The following is a 16,350-nucleotide window of genomic DNA, read 5'->3' as shown; positions in this document are numbered from 1 at the left end:
GGCTCATGCCTGCTTTCTGGTGATGATGGCCTCGTCGGAGGAGTCGATGGTGGTGAAGACCACCACCTTCCCGTCGTGGCCCCTGGCAGAAGCCGGGGCGACGAAGGCGAAGGCCACGACCATCTTGCTGGGGTCGATACGACCTGAACTCTCAGCTTCCGCCCTGTGTTGAGGCTCGATGATCGGGTAGAGGACCACGGCTCCTCGCCGCTCCGCGACGTACCGCTCGGTGGCGGCGTCGCCGCTCGGGGGGAGCGCGCCTGCGATCCGAAATGCGGTGGCCGTGTGCTTCGGGTCACGGATGGCACCGAATACCGGACCGCGCCGGCGCTGCCGGGCGAACCACGAGAAGGCGCGACTTGACGTGCCGATGGAGACCGTCTTGTTCCCGGAAGCGTGCTGGGGAGCGATGACCACCCAGTCGTCGACCTCAGGCTGCGGCGATCCGCAGATTTCGGTCAAGTAGGCAAGATGCGGAGCGAACTGCGCTTCGGCTCCCCATTCCAATGAGCGCACCAGGGTGAGGAACGACGCGGCGGAGAGCGTTCCTGTCAGTGCGTTGAACCGGTGGCTCGACCCGTCAAACGTGTATTGGAAGGCGCTGGGGGTCGGTGACAGGGATTCGAGCACAGGAAGCCACAGGCCGGTGTTGTGACGCAGCGCCGCAGTGCCGACGGGGTAGGCAGTGGGCTCTTCCCACTGCCCCGGCGACCGCTTGTTGACGAGTCGCGCATTGAACATCTTGTTGGGGCTGGTGGGCTTCAGCCATGACAAGTGCTGTGACACGAGCGGCGGTACCTGAGCAGGCGTTACCTGCGGCATACCATCGACGAGTTCTGCGTACTGCCGCAGTTCTCGGCGAAAGGTCTCCTCGTCGCGGCAGATCGCCTCGAAGGCCTCGTACAGGTCGATCTCCTTGGCACCCATGGTCTCCTCTCGTCCGAGGTACAACCGCACCAGGTCCTGGTATCCCTTGCGGAAACCGAACCATCGACCCATCTGCATCAGTGTCGAGGCGTTGTTCGTGCGGCGTCGGTAGTAGGTGACGGTGAGCCCCTCGATGGTGAAGCCACGGGAGAGCTTCTGGCCGCCGATCAGGATCTTCCAGATGGAGCGCTTGTCGAAGTCGGCTTCGCCTGTCTCGATGTCCTTGTCGCCGTTCACGACGATGATTGGCTGGTCGTCGCCGCCAATGCGTGTGGCGGCAGCGCCGATGTATCGAGCCAGATCGTCGTAGGAGGCAGGGACGGAGTGGCCGCCGCCCCGCGCCTGGGACACCGGGAGGAGGTCGGTCTCGAAGAGGCTACGCAGCCGTTGGTGGCCACTGGCCCCCGTGTAGCCGGAGTTCCACCACAACTTGGTCACTCGGCCCAGGAGTTCGCGGTGTGCTGCAGTGCGAACGGACTCGTGGATTAGCATTGTGTGGTGCTGGAAGTACCGGTCACCCAGACCGTTTTCCTCGCGATAGAGCTTCATTGCCGCAGTCAGGACGAACATGTCCATGGCTTGCTGCAGCGCGGTGTCGTCCTCATCGTCCGACAGGACGATGTCGCGCACGTGAGCCTTCTCGTTCGAGTTTGCGAACGTGCGTTCCTCGAATGGGACCGTCGAGTCCAGATCATGGAAGTCCTGCACGCCCATGTACCCGTGGGGGCGCGGCAGCGAGACGATGAAATCCTTCGGAAAGATGTCCTCGGTGTCGCTCGGATCGACGAAGACGTTGGCGAAGGGCGTAGCGGTGTAGCCGACGTACTGAGCTCGGGGCAGCATGCGTAGAAGCTCCGAGATCTTTTGATTGATCGCGGTGCGTTCGGCGTCCGGCTTGCTCGGATTGGTCGTATTGACAGAGGCCTCGTCCGACTCGTCGTCGATGATGAGGACGGGGATCTCCGAGAGTGGTGTCTTGATCTTGTTGAGATCCTTGACGAGCTTGGTGAGGACGGTCTTGTTCTTCTTCACGACCATCAGGCGTGCAGAGGAACGGTGCAGATTCTGCGGATGGTACAGCGGGAGTGCAGGTTCCTGCTTTTCGAATTCAAGGGCAACGATTCCCTGCAGGAGGCTCTTGTAGTCGTTGTCCCTCGTCGTCATACGAACGATGTCGAATGCTCCGAGAGTGGACGGCAGGCCGCCATGGGAGAGGAACTTACCCTTCGACCAGGCAGGATCGTCCGCGTAGTCGGATTCGTACTCCGCCGCACCGCGCAGGATGTTCTCACGACCGACGAGTTCCATGTCGAGTCGGCGCTGGGTCTGGGCGCGCAGCAGGTTGAGCGTGCCACCGAGCACGATGACCAGGCGATAACCGGCATCCACCGCCTTGGCGATGACGCCTGTGAAGTTTGCGGTCTTCCCGGACTGCACGTATCCGACCACCAGGCCCTTGGACTGGTAGGCCGCTTCGTCGGTTGGGTTTGCGAGCCGTTCCACGACACGGTCCGAAGCCGCGTCGAGTGCGGCTACCGCGGTTTCCTGCCAGCGCTTTTCCTCGGTCAGAAGGCGTCGATAGGCCGGCCAGTACCAGCTTCGTCCTTGTTGTGACTGCGGGGTGTACCAGGGCGTGAACTCGTCACTGATGACCACTGCGCCGGTATCGCGTGGTACCGGGATCAAGGTGTTCAGCAGCTCGCGGGTCTCCTCATGCAGGCCCAACAGCTCGAAGACCGCGGTTCGGCGGTCATCGGTACGTGGCTCCGTGTCCGACCAGACAGGCCCTTCTGCGTAGTCCCATTGCGTCAGCTGCTTACGCCAGAGCTCCACCAGTTGGTCCGTGGAGTGCGAGGAGCGAAGCGCTTGCTGGAAGTCCGACTCGGTGGCAAGGGATTCAGCCTCCGGCCCTTCGTCTTCCGCTTGATACTCCAGCGCACGCTGCAGATTCTTGGGCCGGTTGGCCTGCATGCCCCCCAGAGCCGATTTGTGGAGCGTGATCCGAACGATTTCTTGATTGTTCATGGAGAGGAGCCCTCAGGTCTTATGGGAGGCGGAAGTCATCCAGGACAGCAGGTGGTTCGATGGTCGGATGCAAGCCCGTGACGTCGATTGTGTATTGGATGTCGGATATTCGTTCCCAGGCGAAGTCGGAGAGTGACGAGGCATCCAGCCGGGGCAAGGTGGAAGCATCGAGAAGGACCGGGGCGGATCGAGGAGTCCAACGCTCGTCGTCGGCCGGGTCTTCCGACCAACCAGATGCCGCCAGTTGGCGATCCAGGCGGCTGAGCGATGCCGGCGCATGCCCAGCCACCGAAGCGCGAACGGCTTGGATGCACTCGGAGAGGGTCCGCCCGTCCGCACCTCCCCGGGTGAGCTGCACCGACACGAACCACAATGGGCGCCCCGGTGTTGAATCGAGTTGGTTGATGCCGTGAATCGTGTGGCGGCGTCGCTCGGATGCGGTGGTCTTCACCTCGAGGTCGAAGCCTGAGATTCCGAAATCGTGCTCCTCGGCTTCGGGACCTGTCCACGCCTCAACGGCGGACGCCCATCCGTACTTTTCGGCGATGCAGCGCATCATCGCCAGTTCTCCCATAAGGCCGAGACGTTTCTGCGTGCTCAAACCCCGGGGGCGACTCAACAGCGCGCTCCAGGCTCGAACCGTCTCTTCGAAGGCTTGGTCAAGCGTGCGGCCGTGCGTCACGATGCGGTCGGCGACGGCTGTGAGCAAGTCATGAAAATCGCGCATCAGCGTCACCTGAGTGGTGCTGATGCGTGCCAGTCTCATGCCCCGTTCCGCAATCTGATCTATGCGAATGGTCGGCAGAGAGGAGCGGGGCGGGCGGTGCCGACGGTCGAGTTCGACGTGCAGGGCTATGTCCCGTCCGCCGTGGCCGACGACGTACGAGACCTGCGGACGGGCAGAACGAGGAGAGAGGGGGAACGTAGTGGCCTGACCCTTGCCGAGGAAATACTCGACCTCCGTCCAAGGCACGTAAGGACTGTCAGACATCTTCGGCCACCCTGTCGAGTTCGGCGCGAGCTGCAGACACCAGGATTGCCTGCCACAACTGGAGGTTGTCCTTCTCGCGACTGCCGCTGTATTCCTTCTCGAAGACATCGTGCAACAGGATGTACATCAGAGACTTCAACAGGGGTGCGTCGTTGAGGCCACCGCGTCGACCGCCCAGGATGGCCGCCCGGTAGTGCTGGTTGAGGGTGATCGTTCGGCTCTCGCGGTCGATGTCGAAGAAGAAGCTGTTGTCGAGCTTCTGCCAACGCATCGAGATCGGCTCTTCGTACGGAATTGCAGGGAGTTCGTCGGCGATGGTTTCGCGTACGGCGGGATCGAAGCCCTTGCCCGGAGGGATGACGGGCTTGCGTGCGCTGCCGGAGCGCTTGCGTGCGTCTCGGTAGACCTTGTCCGCTGCGGTCAGGTAGTCGAGGAAGGTACGGCCATCGGAGTCGGCCGCCCTCTCAAGGGAAGAAGTGAATTCCGACGAGGTATCCACGCCCGCCTTTTTCACTGTGAGACGGAAGACGTCGTTGGTCCCGTGGGGCAGATCGACGGCCACGCGAGCGAGGGAGAGGTGCTGCTCCGGCTGTCGGAAGTTGTTCCAACCACCCGCCTGAACCAAGCGGTTGTGTCGATAGAAGTAGAAGCCCTGACGGTCGATGACGGAACCAACGGCCTTGTACTCGTCAACGTTCGACTTGGGCGTCCAGATGTGGGCCTGGAGCGACACGTCTCCTGTGGAAGGCACAGATGCTGTGAATCGGCGCGGATACTCGGGATGGCCGCTGACCGGATAGCCGAAGGGATCCAGGGGCTCGACGCCGAAGTCCAGATAGACGGTGCTCGTACGCACGTCCTCGACGGCGATGGTGATGTTGAAGTCGTCTCGCGCGAGAAACCGATGCAGGTACAGGCCCAGATGGAGCCCCAACCTGTTGATGGTGCGCTGCAGGTAGCGGTCCGTCTGACCGCCCCCACCATGCTTCGGAAAGTCCTTCACCCCGTCCCAGCGGACCGCCGTGCCCTGCCAGACAATGGGCCGCTGGGCATACCGATCGACGAGCGACTGGGCGTAGGACGGGTCCACGATGTCGCACTCGAAACCGGAAACGGCGCGCTCCATCAACCAGCGGCGCCCCGTGGCGCGGGTGCGCTTGGTCGTGCTGACGACCGTCACCGAGGAAGCATGGCTGAGGGACGCTGATTTCAGGCCGGTGCCGAACATGCCAAGGGCGCCGTCGGCGTAATCGCGGCGGCCTCCGACCGTCATGGCAACGTCCAGCTCTTCATCGGTCATGCCCCTGCCGTCGTCCACGACAAGAAGACTGACGAGCTGGTCGCCGTCCCGCAGGAAGTGGATCACGACGTCCTTCGCACCGGCGTCGATGGAGTTGTCGACGAGGTCGGCGATGGCAACTTCGAAGCCGTACCCCTGACTGCTGAGCGCCTCCATGTAGCGCGCGTCGGGTGGAAGGCGCTTGCTGCCGGCGGTCGGGACCTCGAATTGCCAGTCAGTCGTCATTTCCTCGCCTCGGTGTACCGCCAATTGATACGAGCAATGGTGACCATAGTGTGAGGGTCGGACAATAGGTAGAAGTTCCCTACATCAGCCCCAACGCGAGAGTCACTGCCGGATGTTGGGCTGCGATGCCGAGCCGATGGCCTGCTGCCTGGCCTCGGCCACGGCTCGGGCAACCGCATCAGGGCGTTCGTGTTCCCAGAAGCGCAGGACGGTCCAGCCCGCTGCTTCCAGATGGCGAGTGGTCTCGCTGTCACGGGCGATGTTCTTGTCGAGCTTCTTGCGCCACCACTCTGCGTTCGCCTTGGGTTGCGTTGCGTGTTCGGGGCAGCCGTGCCAGAAGCAGCCGTCCATGAAGATCGCGATTTTGGCTTTGGGGAAGACGATGTCGATCGTCCGGCGAGGCATGCCAGGGACGGGCACGTTCACTCGGTAGCGCAAACCCGCTGCATGCAGGAGTTGTCGGACCGCGACTTCGGGAGCCGTGTCACGAGAGCCTTGCCGGCTCATGCGAGCCGAGACTGCAGGGGAGGAAGGGACGGCGGCGTCTGACACGGAAGCATTCTGCCGGCGTGCCAGAGGTGTCGCGTGTGTGTCTGGGCATTACCTGGGCAAGGGGCGGAGCTCGACGCCGTCGCCCTGGACCCGCGAGTCACACTGTCCACACCCGCGATCTCAGAATGGGCATGATCGTGCCTCTCTGGATGGAGGAGCTCAGAGACGACGGAGGAGCCACCGCTGTTGCATACGTCGGAGCAGCACAGAACCACCTCACGTGCGGTTGGAGCAGGCCTCGCCCACTCGTCACCTGCCGTGGCAGTCCTCGTAGACCCGCCCGTGCCCGCACCAACACACAGCCCCCCTCTGAGGCGGCCACCCCACAGCCCTCCCCCGCGCCGCCAAAGTAGTCGCATACTGCGGCAGCAACGTCACATCCCCCGGCGACGACCCCTCCGACGCCGCGAACGCCTCGTACGACGGGACGGTGCCCGTGACGATGCCGAGGTTCGGAGTGCCGGAACCCGCCAGCTCCCTCAGTGAGGACTCTATGGTCGTGAGGTGCTCGGGGTGGGAGGGGTACTCGTCGGCCAGGTCCGGGTACGCCGAGAGCAGTTCGCCCAGTTCGTCGGCCGGCCAGTGGAGTACGGCCACGGGGAAGGGCCGGGACAGGGCCTGCCGGTAGGCGCCCAGCTCCGCTCGCAGGCGGGAGATCTCGGCCTTGAGGTCTGCCGGGTTGTCCGAGCCCAAGGACCAGACACGCTTGGGGTCGTGCAGCTCGTCCAGGGACACCGGCGACGAGTGGAGGGTGTCCGCCAGGGTGTCCCAGTCGTCGTGGGCCAGGCCCAGCATCCTGCGTACGCGGTGGCGGCCGAAGAGGAGTGGGTGGGTCGAGTAGGGGGGCTCCGAGTCGTCCGGCAGGAGCAGGCTCGCCGCCTCCGTGAAGGTCTCCGCCGCCGCCTGCAGCTCGTCGTGCGACTCCAGGGACTCGGCCACGATCACCCAGGGGGCCGGGTCGCGGGGCGCTGATGCCCGGATTCCGTCGATGATCGCCCTTGCCTCTGCCTCGTGGTCGTACTCCCAGAGGTTCGACGCCTTCAGGGCCCGCACCAGGTGCGGGTTGTCCAGCGAAGCGGGATCGGACAGCAGGCGGTCGTAGAGCGTCGTCGCGGCTGGGCGGTCGCCGGAGAGTTCGAGGTGGGCTGCGGCGCGCAGGAGCAGGGCCTCGGCGTCCTCGGGGTACAGGCCGGCGGTCCGCTCCAGGCGTGCCGCCTCGGCGGTGTGGTCGACATTCTCGGCAGGCGTGTCGGGGCGCATGGGTGACACCGTACTGCCGGGCGCTGACAAACGTGAGGCGCAAAGGGGAGGGAAAGAGGTGAGAAAGGGGAGGTGGGGAAGTTGCTCCCGGCGCGCGGGAGATGGTGGGACGGGCGATATGGACCGCTATCTTCGAGGCGGACATCGACAAGCGGAGTCGGCATGGAGAAGACAGGCGCGCTGGTCGCCGAGGAGCAGGCGGCGGCGGTCGGCGCTGTAGCGGATGGTGTGGGAGAGCGTGATGCGAGGCAGGAGCGGGGCCGGTACTGGCCGCTCCTGCTCGTCGGTGCCGCTGTCGTGCCCGGCACGGTCGTGGTTCTTCTCGGGCGCTGGGGGGACGCCCCTGCCGTGCAGGCCTGGCGGACCGTGTGTCTGGCCGTCACGGTGCAGGCCCTGCCCTTCCTGCTGCTCGGCACGGCCCTGTCCGGCGCGATCAACGCGTTCGTACCGGAGCGCGTGTTCACCCGGGTGCTGCCGCGGCGGCCCGTGCTCGCCGTACCGGTCGCCGGTGTCGCCGGGGCCGTGCTGCCCGGGTGTGAGTGCGCTTCCGTGCCGGTTGCCAGCAGTTTGATCGGGCGGGGGGTCGCCCCGGCCGCCGCCTTCGCGTTCCTGCTGTCCGCTCCGGCCATCAATCCGGTCGTGCTCACCGCCACCGCCATCGCGTTCCCCCAGAGCCCCGCCATGGTGCTGGCCCGCTTGCTCGCCTCGCTCGCCGCCGCCGTCGTCATGGGGTGGCTCTGGCTCCGGTTCGGGCGGGAGGAGTGGCTGCGGCCCTCCGTACGGCACACCGGGCACCAGGAGGGGCACAGCCGGTGGAACGAGTTCCGGCTCGGGTTCCAGCACGACTTCCTGCACGCCGGCGGGTTCCTCGTCCTCGGGGCCATGGCGGCCGCCACCTTCAATGTCGCCGTTCCCCGCTCCGTCCTCGACACCTTCGCCGGGGCGCCCTGGCTGTCCGTGCTCTTCCTGGCCGGTCTGGCTGTGCTGCTCGCCGTGTGTTCCGAGGCGGATGCCTTTCTGGCCGCCTCGCTGACCGGGTTCCCGCCGATCGCGCGGCTGGCGTTCATGGTGGTGGGGCCCATGGTCGACCTGAAGCTCATCGCCCTGCAGGCGGGCACCTTCGGGCGGGCCTTCGCCGTACGGTTCTCCGCCGCCACCGTCGTCGTGGCCATCGCGTGCAGCTCGGTGATCGGCGGGGTGCTGCTGTGAAGCGATTCCTCCAGCCGCTCCTGCTCGTGCTCTGCGGGCTCGGACTGCTGCACGTCTCCCTCTTCACCGACCTGTACCTGAGGTACGTCAAGGAGGGGATGCGGCCCCTGCTGATTGCCTCCGGGGCGGTGCTGCTCCTGCTGGGCCTGGCCGGCGCCCTCCTCGACAAGCAGAAGGAGGAGGACGAGGACGAAGAGGGGCACGGTGGGCACGGGCATGATCACTCCGGCATGCCTCGCGTCGCCTGGCTGCTCCTTCTTCCGGCGCTCAGTCTGCTCTTCTACGCGCCTCCCGCCCTCGGCGCCTACACCGCCTCCCGGCAGCCGCCCAAGGCTGTCCCCGAGGAGAGTGACTTCGATCCGCTCCCCGCCACCTCGCCCCTCCCCATGACCCTCTCCGACTTCACCAGCCGGGTACGGCAGGACCGGGACGACCAGGACATCAAGGGGCGCAGCATCCTGATGACCGGGTTCGTCACACCCGGGGGGCCGGACGGGAGCTGGGACCTGACGCGGGTCGTCCTCAACTGCTGTGCGGCGGACGCCCAGTCCGTGAAGGTGCGGATCTACGGCGGTCCCGCGCTGTCCGCCAACACCTGGGTGACGGTCACCGGGACCTGGCACCCGGGTGGGAGGCTGGGTACCAGGTCCGCGCCGGTCGCGCTCGACGCCCGTACGGTCAAGGAGGTGCCCCGTCCGTGGAACGCGTACCAGGACTCGCTCCCTCCCGAGCGCTGAGCCGCGGGGCTACACGGTGACCCCGTCCACCTGCAGCGTCTGTACCGACTTCGCCGCGAAGGGGACGGCCACGGTCCTGCCGGACAGGTTTGTGTCCGAGTGGGAGGTGTAGAGGTCCCCGCCGCCCGTGGTCACCGTGTTCCAGCGGGGGACCAGGCCGCCCGTCCCGCCCGTCACCGTCGTGAAGCGAGAGAGGTCGAAGGTGAGCGTCTGGGCCGAGGATGAGGTGTTCGCCGCCACTATCACCAGCCGCTTCGCCGACTTGTCCAGCGCTGCCACCGCGTAGCTCACGCCCGTGTCCAGGATCGTCATCCCCGGGCGGATGTGGCGGCTGAACTGGGCCATCACGTAGTACTTGGTCTGGATCGCCCCGGGCTGCAGCGTGCTCGCGTCGTACGCGATCATCGCCCAGCCCGCGCTCGGGTCCATCACCTGCCAGTAGACCCACGCCGTGGGGTGCAGCCAGCGGAAGTCGTAGAGGAGGTTGCCGGCCAGGGTCATCCCGGTGCCGTCGCTGTCCCCCGTTTCCGAGTTCCACAGGGCCTTGCCCGCCGTCGTCACCACGTCCGTGTACAGCAGGTCCCTGCGGCCGCCCGAGCCCTGGTAGCCGTGGACGTTGACCCGGTTCACATAGCCCTTCGTCGTGGCGGAGAAGGAGTTCCAGGTGGTGCGGGCCAGGTCGTAGCTCGTCTCGTCCGATGCCGAGATCTTCGTGGCCGTCAGGCCGCGCTTGTCCAACTCGCTGCGTAGATACGGCAGTACGGCCGACTGGACCGTCGCGTCCATGTGGCAGCCCTCCTGGGTGCCGGTCGCCGTCCACCAGGACGACGACGGCTCGTTGAAGGCCTCCACCGTCGCGAAGTTCACGCCCCAGTTCTGCTTCGCGTAGAGGGCCACCGACGCCAGGTGCGAGGCGTGCTGGCGGTAGTTCCAGGACTGGAGGTTGTTGCCGCCGCCGGAGGCGCCGGAGGGGTTGTGGTTGAGGCACATCCACCACATGGGCGAGTTGGCGAACAGCTCGGTCGTCGCGCCCCGCGCCGTCGCCTTCAGCAGCATCGCTCGCTGCGTCGCGTCCGCCGTCCACTTCCACGCCGAGGACGTGGGGTCCTCGTTGTTCCAGTCCTGCCAGTAGCCCTCGATCTGCTTGAAGGACGGGATGTTGGGGGAGGCCACCATCGACTCGCCGCCGACGCTGTTCGAGCTGCACGCGCCCAGGTTGTAGCGGGCGATGTTGAGGCCCAGGCCTGGGAGGGCCGTGCCGTTGTACGTCGTTGTTCTGGTGGTGAAGAAGAGGTCCGCGAAGTCGTCCCGGGCGCCGAAGACGTTCGCCCACCAGGCCAGGGAGGTGCCCCAGCCCTCCCAAGTGCCGTAGGTCGTCGACGGGTTGACGGCGATCGTGGCGTCGGCGCGGGCCGTGCCCGTGGCCAGGGCGCTGCCCAGGAGGCCGCCGCCCGCGGCGGTCAGTAGCGTTCTGCGTCGGATCATGGCTTCTTCTCTGCCTCTCCGTGCGGCTCAAACACCGGTTCCCGCACCGGCGTCGACTCGCCCCCCCCGCATGCCAACAGGAAGCATCGGGTGTGGCGTGTGAGGTTGTCGAGAGTTGTGACAGCCCTTTCTAAAACCTGTTGAGGAAGCCGACGTCAGCGGCCGGAGGCCTTACGGCTCTGGTGAGTTCACCCGACTCGCCCTATCGTGCGGGCGGCTCCTGGGAGGTGGGTGTGCGGATGCGTGTCGTGCAGCACCGTGATCGGCGCAGGCGGGCCAGGTGGCGGCGGGGGCTGTGGGGTGGCGGCGAGGTGCTCGTCACCGTCGGGGCCGTGCTCATGCTGCTTGTCGTCCACCAGTTGTGGTGGACCAACCGGGAGGCGCGGCAGGGGGCCGAGCGGAAGGTCGCCGCCCTGGAGAAGGAGTGGGGGAGTGGTAGTTCCGCTTCGGGTGGCGCGCCCTCTGCGTCGCCGCCTGCGTCGGTGTCGCCTTCGGTGGCCGCCAAGGCTCCCGGGAGTGCGCGGCAGCGGTCGTACACCCCCGTCCCCGTCCTCGTCTCCGGCACGCCCCGCCGCTCCCAGGCGTACGCCATCCTCACCATCCCCCGGCTGCACCTCCGCGTCCCCGTCGCCGAAGGCGTGAGCAAGCCGGACGTCCTCAACAAGGGGTACGTCGGTCACTACCCGGGCACCCAACAGCCCGGTCAGGCAGGGAACTTCGCGCTCGCCGGGCATCGGAACACCCACGGCGAGCCCTTCCGGTATCTGCCGGCGCTCCGGCCCGAGGACATCCTCCAGGTGGAGACGAAGGCGGCCACGTACACGTACGCCGTCGACAAGATCCTTCCGCAGACGTCCGCCCGGGACTCCGGGGTCGTACGGCCCGTGCCGCGGTCGCTCGTCCGGCCCTCCTACGGGTACGACCGGCCGGGCTACTACATCACCCTGACCACCTGCACCCCCGAGTTCACCTCGCGCTACCGGATGGTGGTCTGGGGGGAGCTGGTGTCGATGCGGCCCAGGCCCAGGGGATAGCCCAGGGGATGGCAGGCCGGACCGAGGTGACTTACGCCCGCTCCCGCAGCACCGCCACGGCCACGGCGCCGAGCGCCGCCAGGCTCGCCGACACCACCATCGCCACGTCCGCGCCGCGCGCCAGGCCGCCGCCCGACGACGTGACGAGGGCGATGGTCAGGGCCACGCCGGCGCAGGAGCCGATGTAGCGGAACGTCTGCTGGGCGCCGGAGCCCATGGCCGCCCGGGCGGCCGGTACCGACTCCACCGCCAGGAGGGGCAGGGCGGCGTTCAGGAGGCCGCTGCCCACGCCGCCGAGCACCAGTCCGGGCAGGAGCCGCGTCCAGGAGCCCGCGCCGATCGAGCCCAGCATCGCCAGCGCGCCGACCGCGTGAAGCAGGAAGCCGGCCGCCAGCTGTCGGCGCGGTGCCACCCGCCCCGCCAGCCGCTTCGCCTGCAGCGCGACGATGAAGGAGACGCCGGACCAGAGCAGGAACAGCCACGCCGTGTCCATCGCCGACATGCCCAGGGCCTGCTGCAACAGGGCCGGCAGGAAGCTGAACAGGCCGATCACGGTCAGCCCGGTGAACAGGCCGCCGGCGGAGGAGGCCAGGAAGCGGGGGTGGCGCAGCAGGCCCAGGTCGATCATCGGGGTCTTCGACACACGGGTCTCCACCAGGGCGAACAGCCCGAGCAACACCACGGCCGCCGCCAGCAGCAGGCCGACCGGCGCCCGCAGCCACCCGTCCCGGCCCAGCGTCAGCGCGGCCACCAGGGCCACCAGCGCCAGCCCGAAGGTGAGGGCACCGAGCACGTCGGGGCGTCCGCCCCTCGGCGCCCGCGACTCGGACAGCCGGCCGAGGGCCAGGCCCGCCACGAGCAGCGCGGCCGCGCCGAGGACGACGTAGGCCAGCCGCCAGTTCGGTATCGCGCCCGAGACCAGCGGGCCGACCGCTATGCCACCGCTCACGAAGGCGCCCCACACACCGGTCGCGTGCAGCCGGCCGCGTGGGCTCGGGAACGCCGTCACGATCAGGCCCAGGCTGCTGGCCAGGATCGCCGCGCTCGCCGCGCCCTGGGCGACCCGGGTCAGCGTGAAGGCCCAGGTGGAGGTGGTCAGCCCGCTCAGCGCGGTGGTGAGGCCCAGGGCCAGGGTGCCGGCGAGGAAGACGCGGCGGCGGCCGTAGTCGTCGGCCAGGCTGCCGGCCACCAGGAGCAGGGCGGCGAGGCCCAGCGGGGTGCCGTTCAGGAGCCAGGCCTGGGCGGAGAGGGGGGTGTGCAGCGCGGCCGCGGTGTCCGGGAGGGAGACCGCCGGTGCCGTGTACGTCATCAGGGCCACGCCGGTCGCGGCGCTGGTCAGGGCCAGGGTCGCCCGGGGATGGTGCGGGGGTGCCGAGGGGTGGGAGTCCGGTCGCGCGGCCGTGCTCGCAGGGCTCGCAGTGAGAGTTCTTTCATTGAACCTAGACATGGATGTACCGTAACACCGTAGGTTCGGTCATTGAACCAAGATGTCGGAAAGTGGCTAAGGTGGACGCCATGGCACTGGGCAAGGACTATGCGACGCAGGAATGCTCGATCGCCCGCGCGCTGGAGGTCGTCGGCGAGCGGTGGACGCTCCTCGTCGTCCGCGACGCGATCTACGGCGTCCGGCGCTACAACGACTTCCTCGTCCACCTCGGCATCCCGCGCGCGGTCCTCTCGGCCCGGCTGAGGACGCTCACCGAGGAGGGGGTCCTCGACAAGCGCCGGTACCAGGAGTCGCCGCCGCGCGACGAGTACGTCATCACCGAGCGCGGTATCGCGCTGTGGCCGGCGCTGCGGGCCCTCGCGCTCTGGGGCCGCGAGAACTTCCAGACGAGCCGGCTGCGGTCCTTCCGGCATGCGGAGTGCGGCACCGAACTCGGGCCGTACGGCGAATGTCCCGCCTGCGGAACCGTCGTACCCGTCTCGGACGTTGTCATGATGCCGGGCCCGGGACTCGATCCCGACCCGGCGGATCCGGTCAGCAGGGCGCTGCTCAAGCCGAAGAGGCTCCTGGAGCCCCTGGAGATCGATCCTGTATAACCGGAAGCGAGCAGAAACAGCAGGTCAGCGAAGGGGGAGGAAATGGATCGCAGTCGTGTCGTCGGCACGCGTCCCCTCGCCCTGCTGCTCGTCCTGGTGAATCTGCTCCTGCTCCAGGCCGCGCTCCTCGACACCGGCAGCCTCTCCACCACCGTCGCGCTCGCCGCGACCGCCGCCGCCGGTTCCGCGCTCGCCGCAAGCTCGCTCGTCGCCGCCCGCTGCGCACCCGCCGTCCCGCCCACCCGGGTCCGTACGGCGATACGCGACCGGGCCCGGCGCACGGCCTTCCTGCCCCAGCGCGACCCCGACGCCTCGGGACGCCGCCGGCCCCGGGCACCGGGACAGGCCCTCGCGACGATCTGCGCGTAGGGCTCCGCCGGGGCTGGGTTGCTGATTGTCCTCGCCGGACCCGGTTACTGCTGGTCCCGGCCGGACTCGGTGTGGTCCCTGCTGGGCTCGGTGACACCTGGTCCCCGCCGGATTCGGCCACAGCTGGTCTCCGTCGGTGAGGGCCCACCTGGCCCAGCCGAATCCGGTCACATCTGGCTCCAGCTGCACCCGGTCACGCATGGCTCCAGCCGAATCCGGTCACGCCCGGCTCCAGCCGAATCCGGTCACGCCCGGCCCCAGCTGAACCCGGTCACGCCCGGCCCCAGCCGAACCCGGTCACGCCCGGCTCCAGCCGAACCCGGTCACGCCCGGCCCCAGCCGAACCCGGTCACCCCCTGCCCCGCGCGGGTCGTCATGCCGCCCTGCCATCTCCGGTCACCCCGGCACGACGACACACCCTGCACGGAGGGTCCCACCATGTCCGCGTTCATGTCCGTTTTCGCCCGCCTGGTCGAGCAGCTCGCCGACCTGCTCCAGCCGCTCTTCCACGCCTCCGCGGCCGCCGCCGCGATCGTCCTGTTCACCGCGCTCGTACGACTGCTCGTGCATCCCCTGTCCCGGGCCGCCGCCCGCGGTCAGCGTGCCCGGGCCGAGCTGCAGCCGAGGATCGCCGAGCTGCGCAAGAAGCACGCCAAGGACCCCGAGCGGTTGCAGAAGGCGGTGCTGGAACTGCACGCCGAGGAGAAGGTCTCACCGCTCTCCGGCTGCCTGCCCAGCCTGCTCCAGCTGCCCGCCTTCTTCCTCCTCTACCAGCTGTTCTCCAACACCTCGATCGGCGGCGAGGCCAATGCGCTGCTGAGCCACTCGCTGTTCGCCGCGCCGCTCGGCGGACGCTGGGCCGACGCCCTCTCGGGCGGCGGGGTCTTCGGGGCGGCCGGGATCGTCTACCTCGCGCTGTTCGCCCTCGTCGCGGCTGTCGCGGCCTTCAACTACCGGCGCACCAAGCTGATGATGGCCAAGAACCCGGTCACGGTCACCGTCGGTGAGGGCGAGCAGGTGCCGGGGCTCGGTGCGGTCAACAAGCTCATGCCGTTCATGTCCTTCTTCACGCTCGTCACCGTGGCGGTGGTGCCGCTCGCGGCCGCGCTGTACGTCGTCACCAGTACGACGTGGAGCGCGGTGGAGCGGGCCGCGCTCTACCGCTGAGCCGACTGCTCGGCGGGCTGTGGTGACGGTCCAGTCCGTGAACAGGGTCTTGCGGACTGGACACCCGGATTGGAGGATCGACCAGTCCTCCGATGGCTGCACCCATTGGCGGGCGCTCGCGATCGAGGGAGATTGTGACCATGAAGCTGCTGCGAGTCGGTACGGCAGGGGTTGAGCGCCCCGCGCTGCTCGACGCCGAGGGGACCCTGCGGGATCTGTCGGGGATCGTGGACGACATCGACGGGGCGCTGCTCGCGGACGCCGCCGCGCTCGGCCGGGTACGGGCGGCTGCCGAGGCCGGTGAGCTGCCCGCGCTGGACGGGGAGGGTCTCAGGATCGGGCCCCCGCTCGGCCGGATCGGCAAGATCGTGTGCATCGGGCTCAACTACCACGACCACGCCCGCGAGACCGGGGCCGAGCCGCCCGCCGAGCCCGTGATCTTCTTCAAGGCCGCGGACACGGTCGTCGGACCGAACGACACCGTGCTCGTGCCGCGCCGGTCCGCCAAGACCGACTGGGAGGTGGAGCTGGCCGTGGTCATCGGACGTACGGCCCGCTACCTGGAGTCGGCCGAGGAGGGGCTCGCGCATGTCGCCGGGTACGCGGTGGCGCACGACGTGTCCGAGCGGGAGTTCCAGATCGAGCGGGGCGGGACCTGGGACAAGGGGAAGAACTGCGAGACGTTCAACCCGCTGGGGCCGTGGCTGGTGACCGCCGACGAGATCGCCGACCCGCAGGCTCTGCCGCTGCGGCTGTGGGTCAACGGGGAGCTGAAGCAGGACGGGACCACCGCCGACCAGATCTTCCCGGTGGGCGAAGTCGTCCGCTGCGTAAGCCAGTTCATGACCCTGTACCCCGGCGACGTCATCAACACCGGTACGCCGGCGGGCGTCGCGCTCGGCCGGCCCGAGCCGAAGCCGTTCCTGCGTGCCGGGGACGTGGTGGAGCTGGAGATCGAGGGGCTCGGCCGTCAGCGGCAGGAGTTCAAGGACGCCTGAGGCGCCGGGGCGTCGTGCTTGCCAAGCG

General features: G+C 68.0%; 14 protein-coding genes. 7 read left to right on the top strand and 7 right to left on the bottom strand.

Annotation, left to right across the window (positions count from 1 at the left end):
* Positions 1 to 3: 3 nt before the first annotated feature.
* The 5 genes from ACFYZZ_RS14605 to ACFYZZ_RS14585 all read right to left on the bottom strand — a co-directional run bounded on the left by ACFYZZ_RS14605 (position 4) and on the right by ACFYZZ_RS14585 (position 7,280).
* Positions 4 to 2,952: a Z1 domain-containing protein gene (locus tag ACFYZZ_RS14605; protein WP_389175380.1), complete on the bottom strand. Its 2,949-nt coding sequence runs from the start codon at positions 2,950 to 2,952 to the stop codon at positions 4 to 6.
* 19 nt (positions 2,953 to 2,971) lie between these two features.
* Positions 2,972 to 3,943 carry a PD-(D/E)XK motif protein gene (locus ACFYZZ_RS14600; RefSeq protein ID WP_389175377.1) on the bottom strand — a complete coding sequence of 324 codons (972 nt, stop codon included), beginning with the start codon at positions 3,941 to 3,943 and terminating at the stop codon, positions 2,972 to 2,974.
* Positions 3,936 to 5,468 (bottom strand): ATP-binding protein, encoded by a 1,533-nt coding sequence (locus ACFYZZ_RS14595; protein WP_389175374.1) that lies wholly within the window; start codon positions 5,466 to 5,468, stop codon positions 3,936 to 3,938. Before ACFYZZ_RS14595 ends, ACFYZZ_RS14600 begins: the two co-directional genes overlap by 8 nt.
* A gap of 102 nt (positions 5,469 to 5,570) precedes the next feature.
* Entirely contained in the window at positions 5,571 to 5,975 is a 405-nt protein-coding gene (locus ACFYZZ_RS14590) for a very short patch repair endonuclease (protein WP_389175371.1), read from the bottom strand.
* Between the two features lie 294 nt (positions 5,976 to 6,269).
* Complete coding sequence (locus ACFYZZ_RS14585; RefSeq protein WP_389175369.1) at positions 6,270 to 7,280, bottom strand: hypothetical protein; 1,011 nt, start codon at positions 7,278 to 7,280, stop codon at positions 6,270 to 6,272.
* Between the two features lie 162 nt (positions 7,281 to 7,442).
* Between ACFYZZ_RS14585 and ACFYZZ_RS14580 the strand changes: the two genes are divergently transcribed.
* Both ACFYZZ_RS14580 and ACFYZZ_RS14575 read left to right on the top strand, forming a co-directional pair.
* Positions 7,443 to 8,489, top strand: coding sequence for a permease (locus ACFYZZ_RS14580; RefSeq protein ID WP_389175366.1), 1,047 nt, complete (start codon positions 7,443 to 7,445; stop codon positions 8,487 to 8,489).
* A complete protein-coding gene (locus ACFYZZ_RS14575) occupies positions 8,486 to 9,226 on the top strand; it encodes a TIGR03943 family putative permease subunit (RefSeq protein WP_389175363.1) in 741 nt (246 codons plus the stop codon). Before ACFYZZ_RS14580 ends, ACFYZZ_RS14575 begins: the two co-directional genes overlap by 4 nt.
* Before the next feature lie 9 nt (positions 9,227 to 9,235).
* Here the strand turns inward: ACFYZZ_RS14575 and ACFYZZ_RS14570 are convergent, their stop codons facing one another.
* Complete coding sequence (locus ACFYZZ_RS14570) at positions 9,236 to 10,711, bottom strand: beta-1,6-galactanase (RefSeq protein WP_389175360.1); 1,476 nt, start codon at positions 10,709 to 10,711, stop codon at positions 9,236 to 9,238.
* Between the two features lie 239 nt (positions 10,712 to 10,950).
* Between ACFYZZ_RS14570 and ACFYZZ_RS14565 the strand changes: the two genes are divergently transcribed.
* Complete coding sequence (locus ACFYZZ_RS14565) at positions 10,951 to 11,745, top strand: class E sortase (protein WP_389175357.1); 795 nt, start codon at positions 10,951 to 10,953, stop codon at positions 11,743 to 11,745.
* 31 nt (positions 11,746 to 11,776) lie between these two features.
* On the opposite strand, the gene ACFYZZ_RS14560 is transcribed toward ACFYZZ_RS14565, so the two are convergent.
* Positions 11,777 to 13,192, bottom strand: coding sequence for an MFS transporter (locus tag ACFYZZ_RS14560; RefSeq protein WP_389175354.1), 1,416 nt, complete (start codon positions 13,190 to 13,192; stop codon positions 11,777 to 11,779).
* Positions 13,193 to 13,260: 68 nt separating this feature from the next.
* Here ACFYZZ_RS14560 and ACFYZZ_RS14555 point away from each other — a divergent pair, with 68 nt between their 5' ends.
* The 4 genes from ACFYZZ_RS14555 to ACFYZZ_RS14540 all read left to right on the top strand — a co-directional run bounded on the left by ACFYZZ_RS14555 (position 13,261) and on the right by ACFYZZ_RS14540 (position 16,322).
* A complete protein-coding gene (locus tag ACFYZZ_RS14555) occupies positions 13,261 to 13,788 on the top strand; it encodes a winged helix-turn-helix transcriptional regulator (protein ID WP_389175352.1) in 528 nt (175 codons plus the stop codon).
* 42 nt (positions 13,789 to 13,830) lie between these two features.
* A complete protein-coding gene (locus ACFYZZ_RS14550; protein WP_389175349.1) occupies positions 13,831 to 14,157 on the top strand; it encodes a DUF6412 domain-containing protein in 327 nt (108 codons plus the stop codon).
* A 450-nt stretch (positions 14,158 to 14,607) separates the two neighbouring features.
* Positions 14,608 to 15,324, top strand: coding sequence for a YidC/Oxa1 family membrane protein insertase (locus ACFYZZ_RS14545; RefSeq protein ID WP_389175769.1), 717 nt, complete (start codon positions 14,608 to 14,610; stop codon positions 15,322 to 15,324).
* A 140-nt stretch (positions 15,325 to 15,464) separates the two neighbouring features.
* On the top strand, positions 15,465 to 16,322 hold the full coding sequence (locus ACFYZZ_RS14540) for a fumarylacetoacetate hydrolase family protein (protein ID WP_389175346.1): 858 nt from the start codon (positions 15,465 to 15,467) through the stop codon (positions 16,320 to 16,322).
* The last annotated feature ends 28 nt before the right edge of the window (positions 16,323 to 16,350 follow it).

The sequence above is a fragment of the Streptomyces sp. NPDC001816 genome, from assembly GCF_042892235.1.
Lineage (GTDB): Bacteria > Actinomycetota > Actinomycetes > Streptomycetales > Streptomycetaceae > Streptomyces.
The sequence above is the reverse complement of the archived record's forward strand: the minus strand, read 5'-3'. Positions and strand labels throughout refer to the sequence as shown.

Bases quoted from the DNA above. Each gene is read 5' to 3' on its own strand.
- ACFYZZ_RS14605 (WP_389175380.1), bottom strand. From the start codon at position 2,952: ATGAACAATCAAGAAATCGTTCGGATCACGCTCCACAAATCGGCTCTG.
- ACFYZZ_RS14600 (WP_389175377.1), bottom strand. From the start codon at position 3,943: ATGTCTGACAGTCCTTACGTGCCTTGGACGGAGGTCGAGTATTTCCTC.
- ACFYZZ_RS14595 (WP_389175374.1), bottom strand. From the start codon at position 5,468: ATGACGACTGACTGGCAATTCGAGGTCCCGACCGCCGGCAGCAAGCGC.
- ACFYZZ_RS14590 (WP_389175371.1), bottom strand. From the start codon at position 5,975: ATGAGCCGGCAAGGCTCTCGTGACACGGCTCCCGAAGTCGCGGTCCGA.
- ACFYZZ_RS14585 (WP_389175369.1), bottom strand. From the start codon at position 7,280: ATGCGCCCCGACACGCCTGCCGAGAATGTCGACCACACCGCCGAGGCG.
- ACFYZZ_RS14580 (WP_389175366.1), top strand. From the start codon at position 7,443: ATGGAGAAGACAGGCGCGCTGGTCGCCGAGGAGCAGGCGGCGGCGGTC.
- ACFYZZ_RS14570 (WP_389175360.1), bottom strand. From the start codon at position 10,711: ATGATCCGACGCAGAACGCTACTGACCGCCGCGGGCGGCGGCCTCCTG.
- ACFYZZ_RS14565 (WP_389175357.1), top strand. From the start codon at position 10,951: ATGCGTGTCGTGCAGCACCGTGATCGGCGCAGGCGGGCCAGGTGGCGG.
- ACFYZZ_RS14560 (WP_389175354.1), bottom strand. From the start codon at position 13,192: ATGTCTAGGTTCAATGAAAGAACTCTCACTGCGAGCCCTGCGAGCACG.
- ACFYZZ_RS14555 (WP_389175352.1), top strand. From the start codon at position 13,261: ATGGCACTGGGCAAGGACTATGCGACGCAGGAATGCTCGATCGCCCGC.
- ACFYZZ_RS14550 (WP_389175349.1), top strand. From the start codon at position 13,831: ATGGATCGCAGTCGTGTCGTCGGCACGCGTCCCCTCGCCCTGCTGCTC.
- ACFYZZ_RS14545 (WP_389175769.1), top strand. From the start codon at position 14,608: ATGTCCGTTTTCGCCCGCCTGGTCGAGCAGCTCGCCGACCTGCTCCAG.
- ACFYZZ_RS14540 (WP_389175346.1), top strand. From the start codon at position 15,465: ATGAAGCTGCTGCGAGTCGGTACGGCAGGGGTTGAGCGCCCCGCGCTG.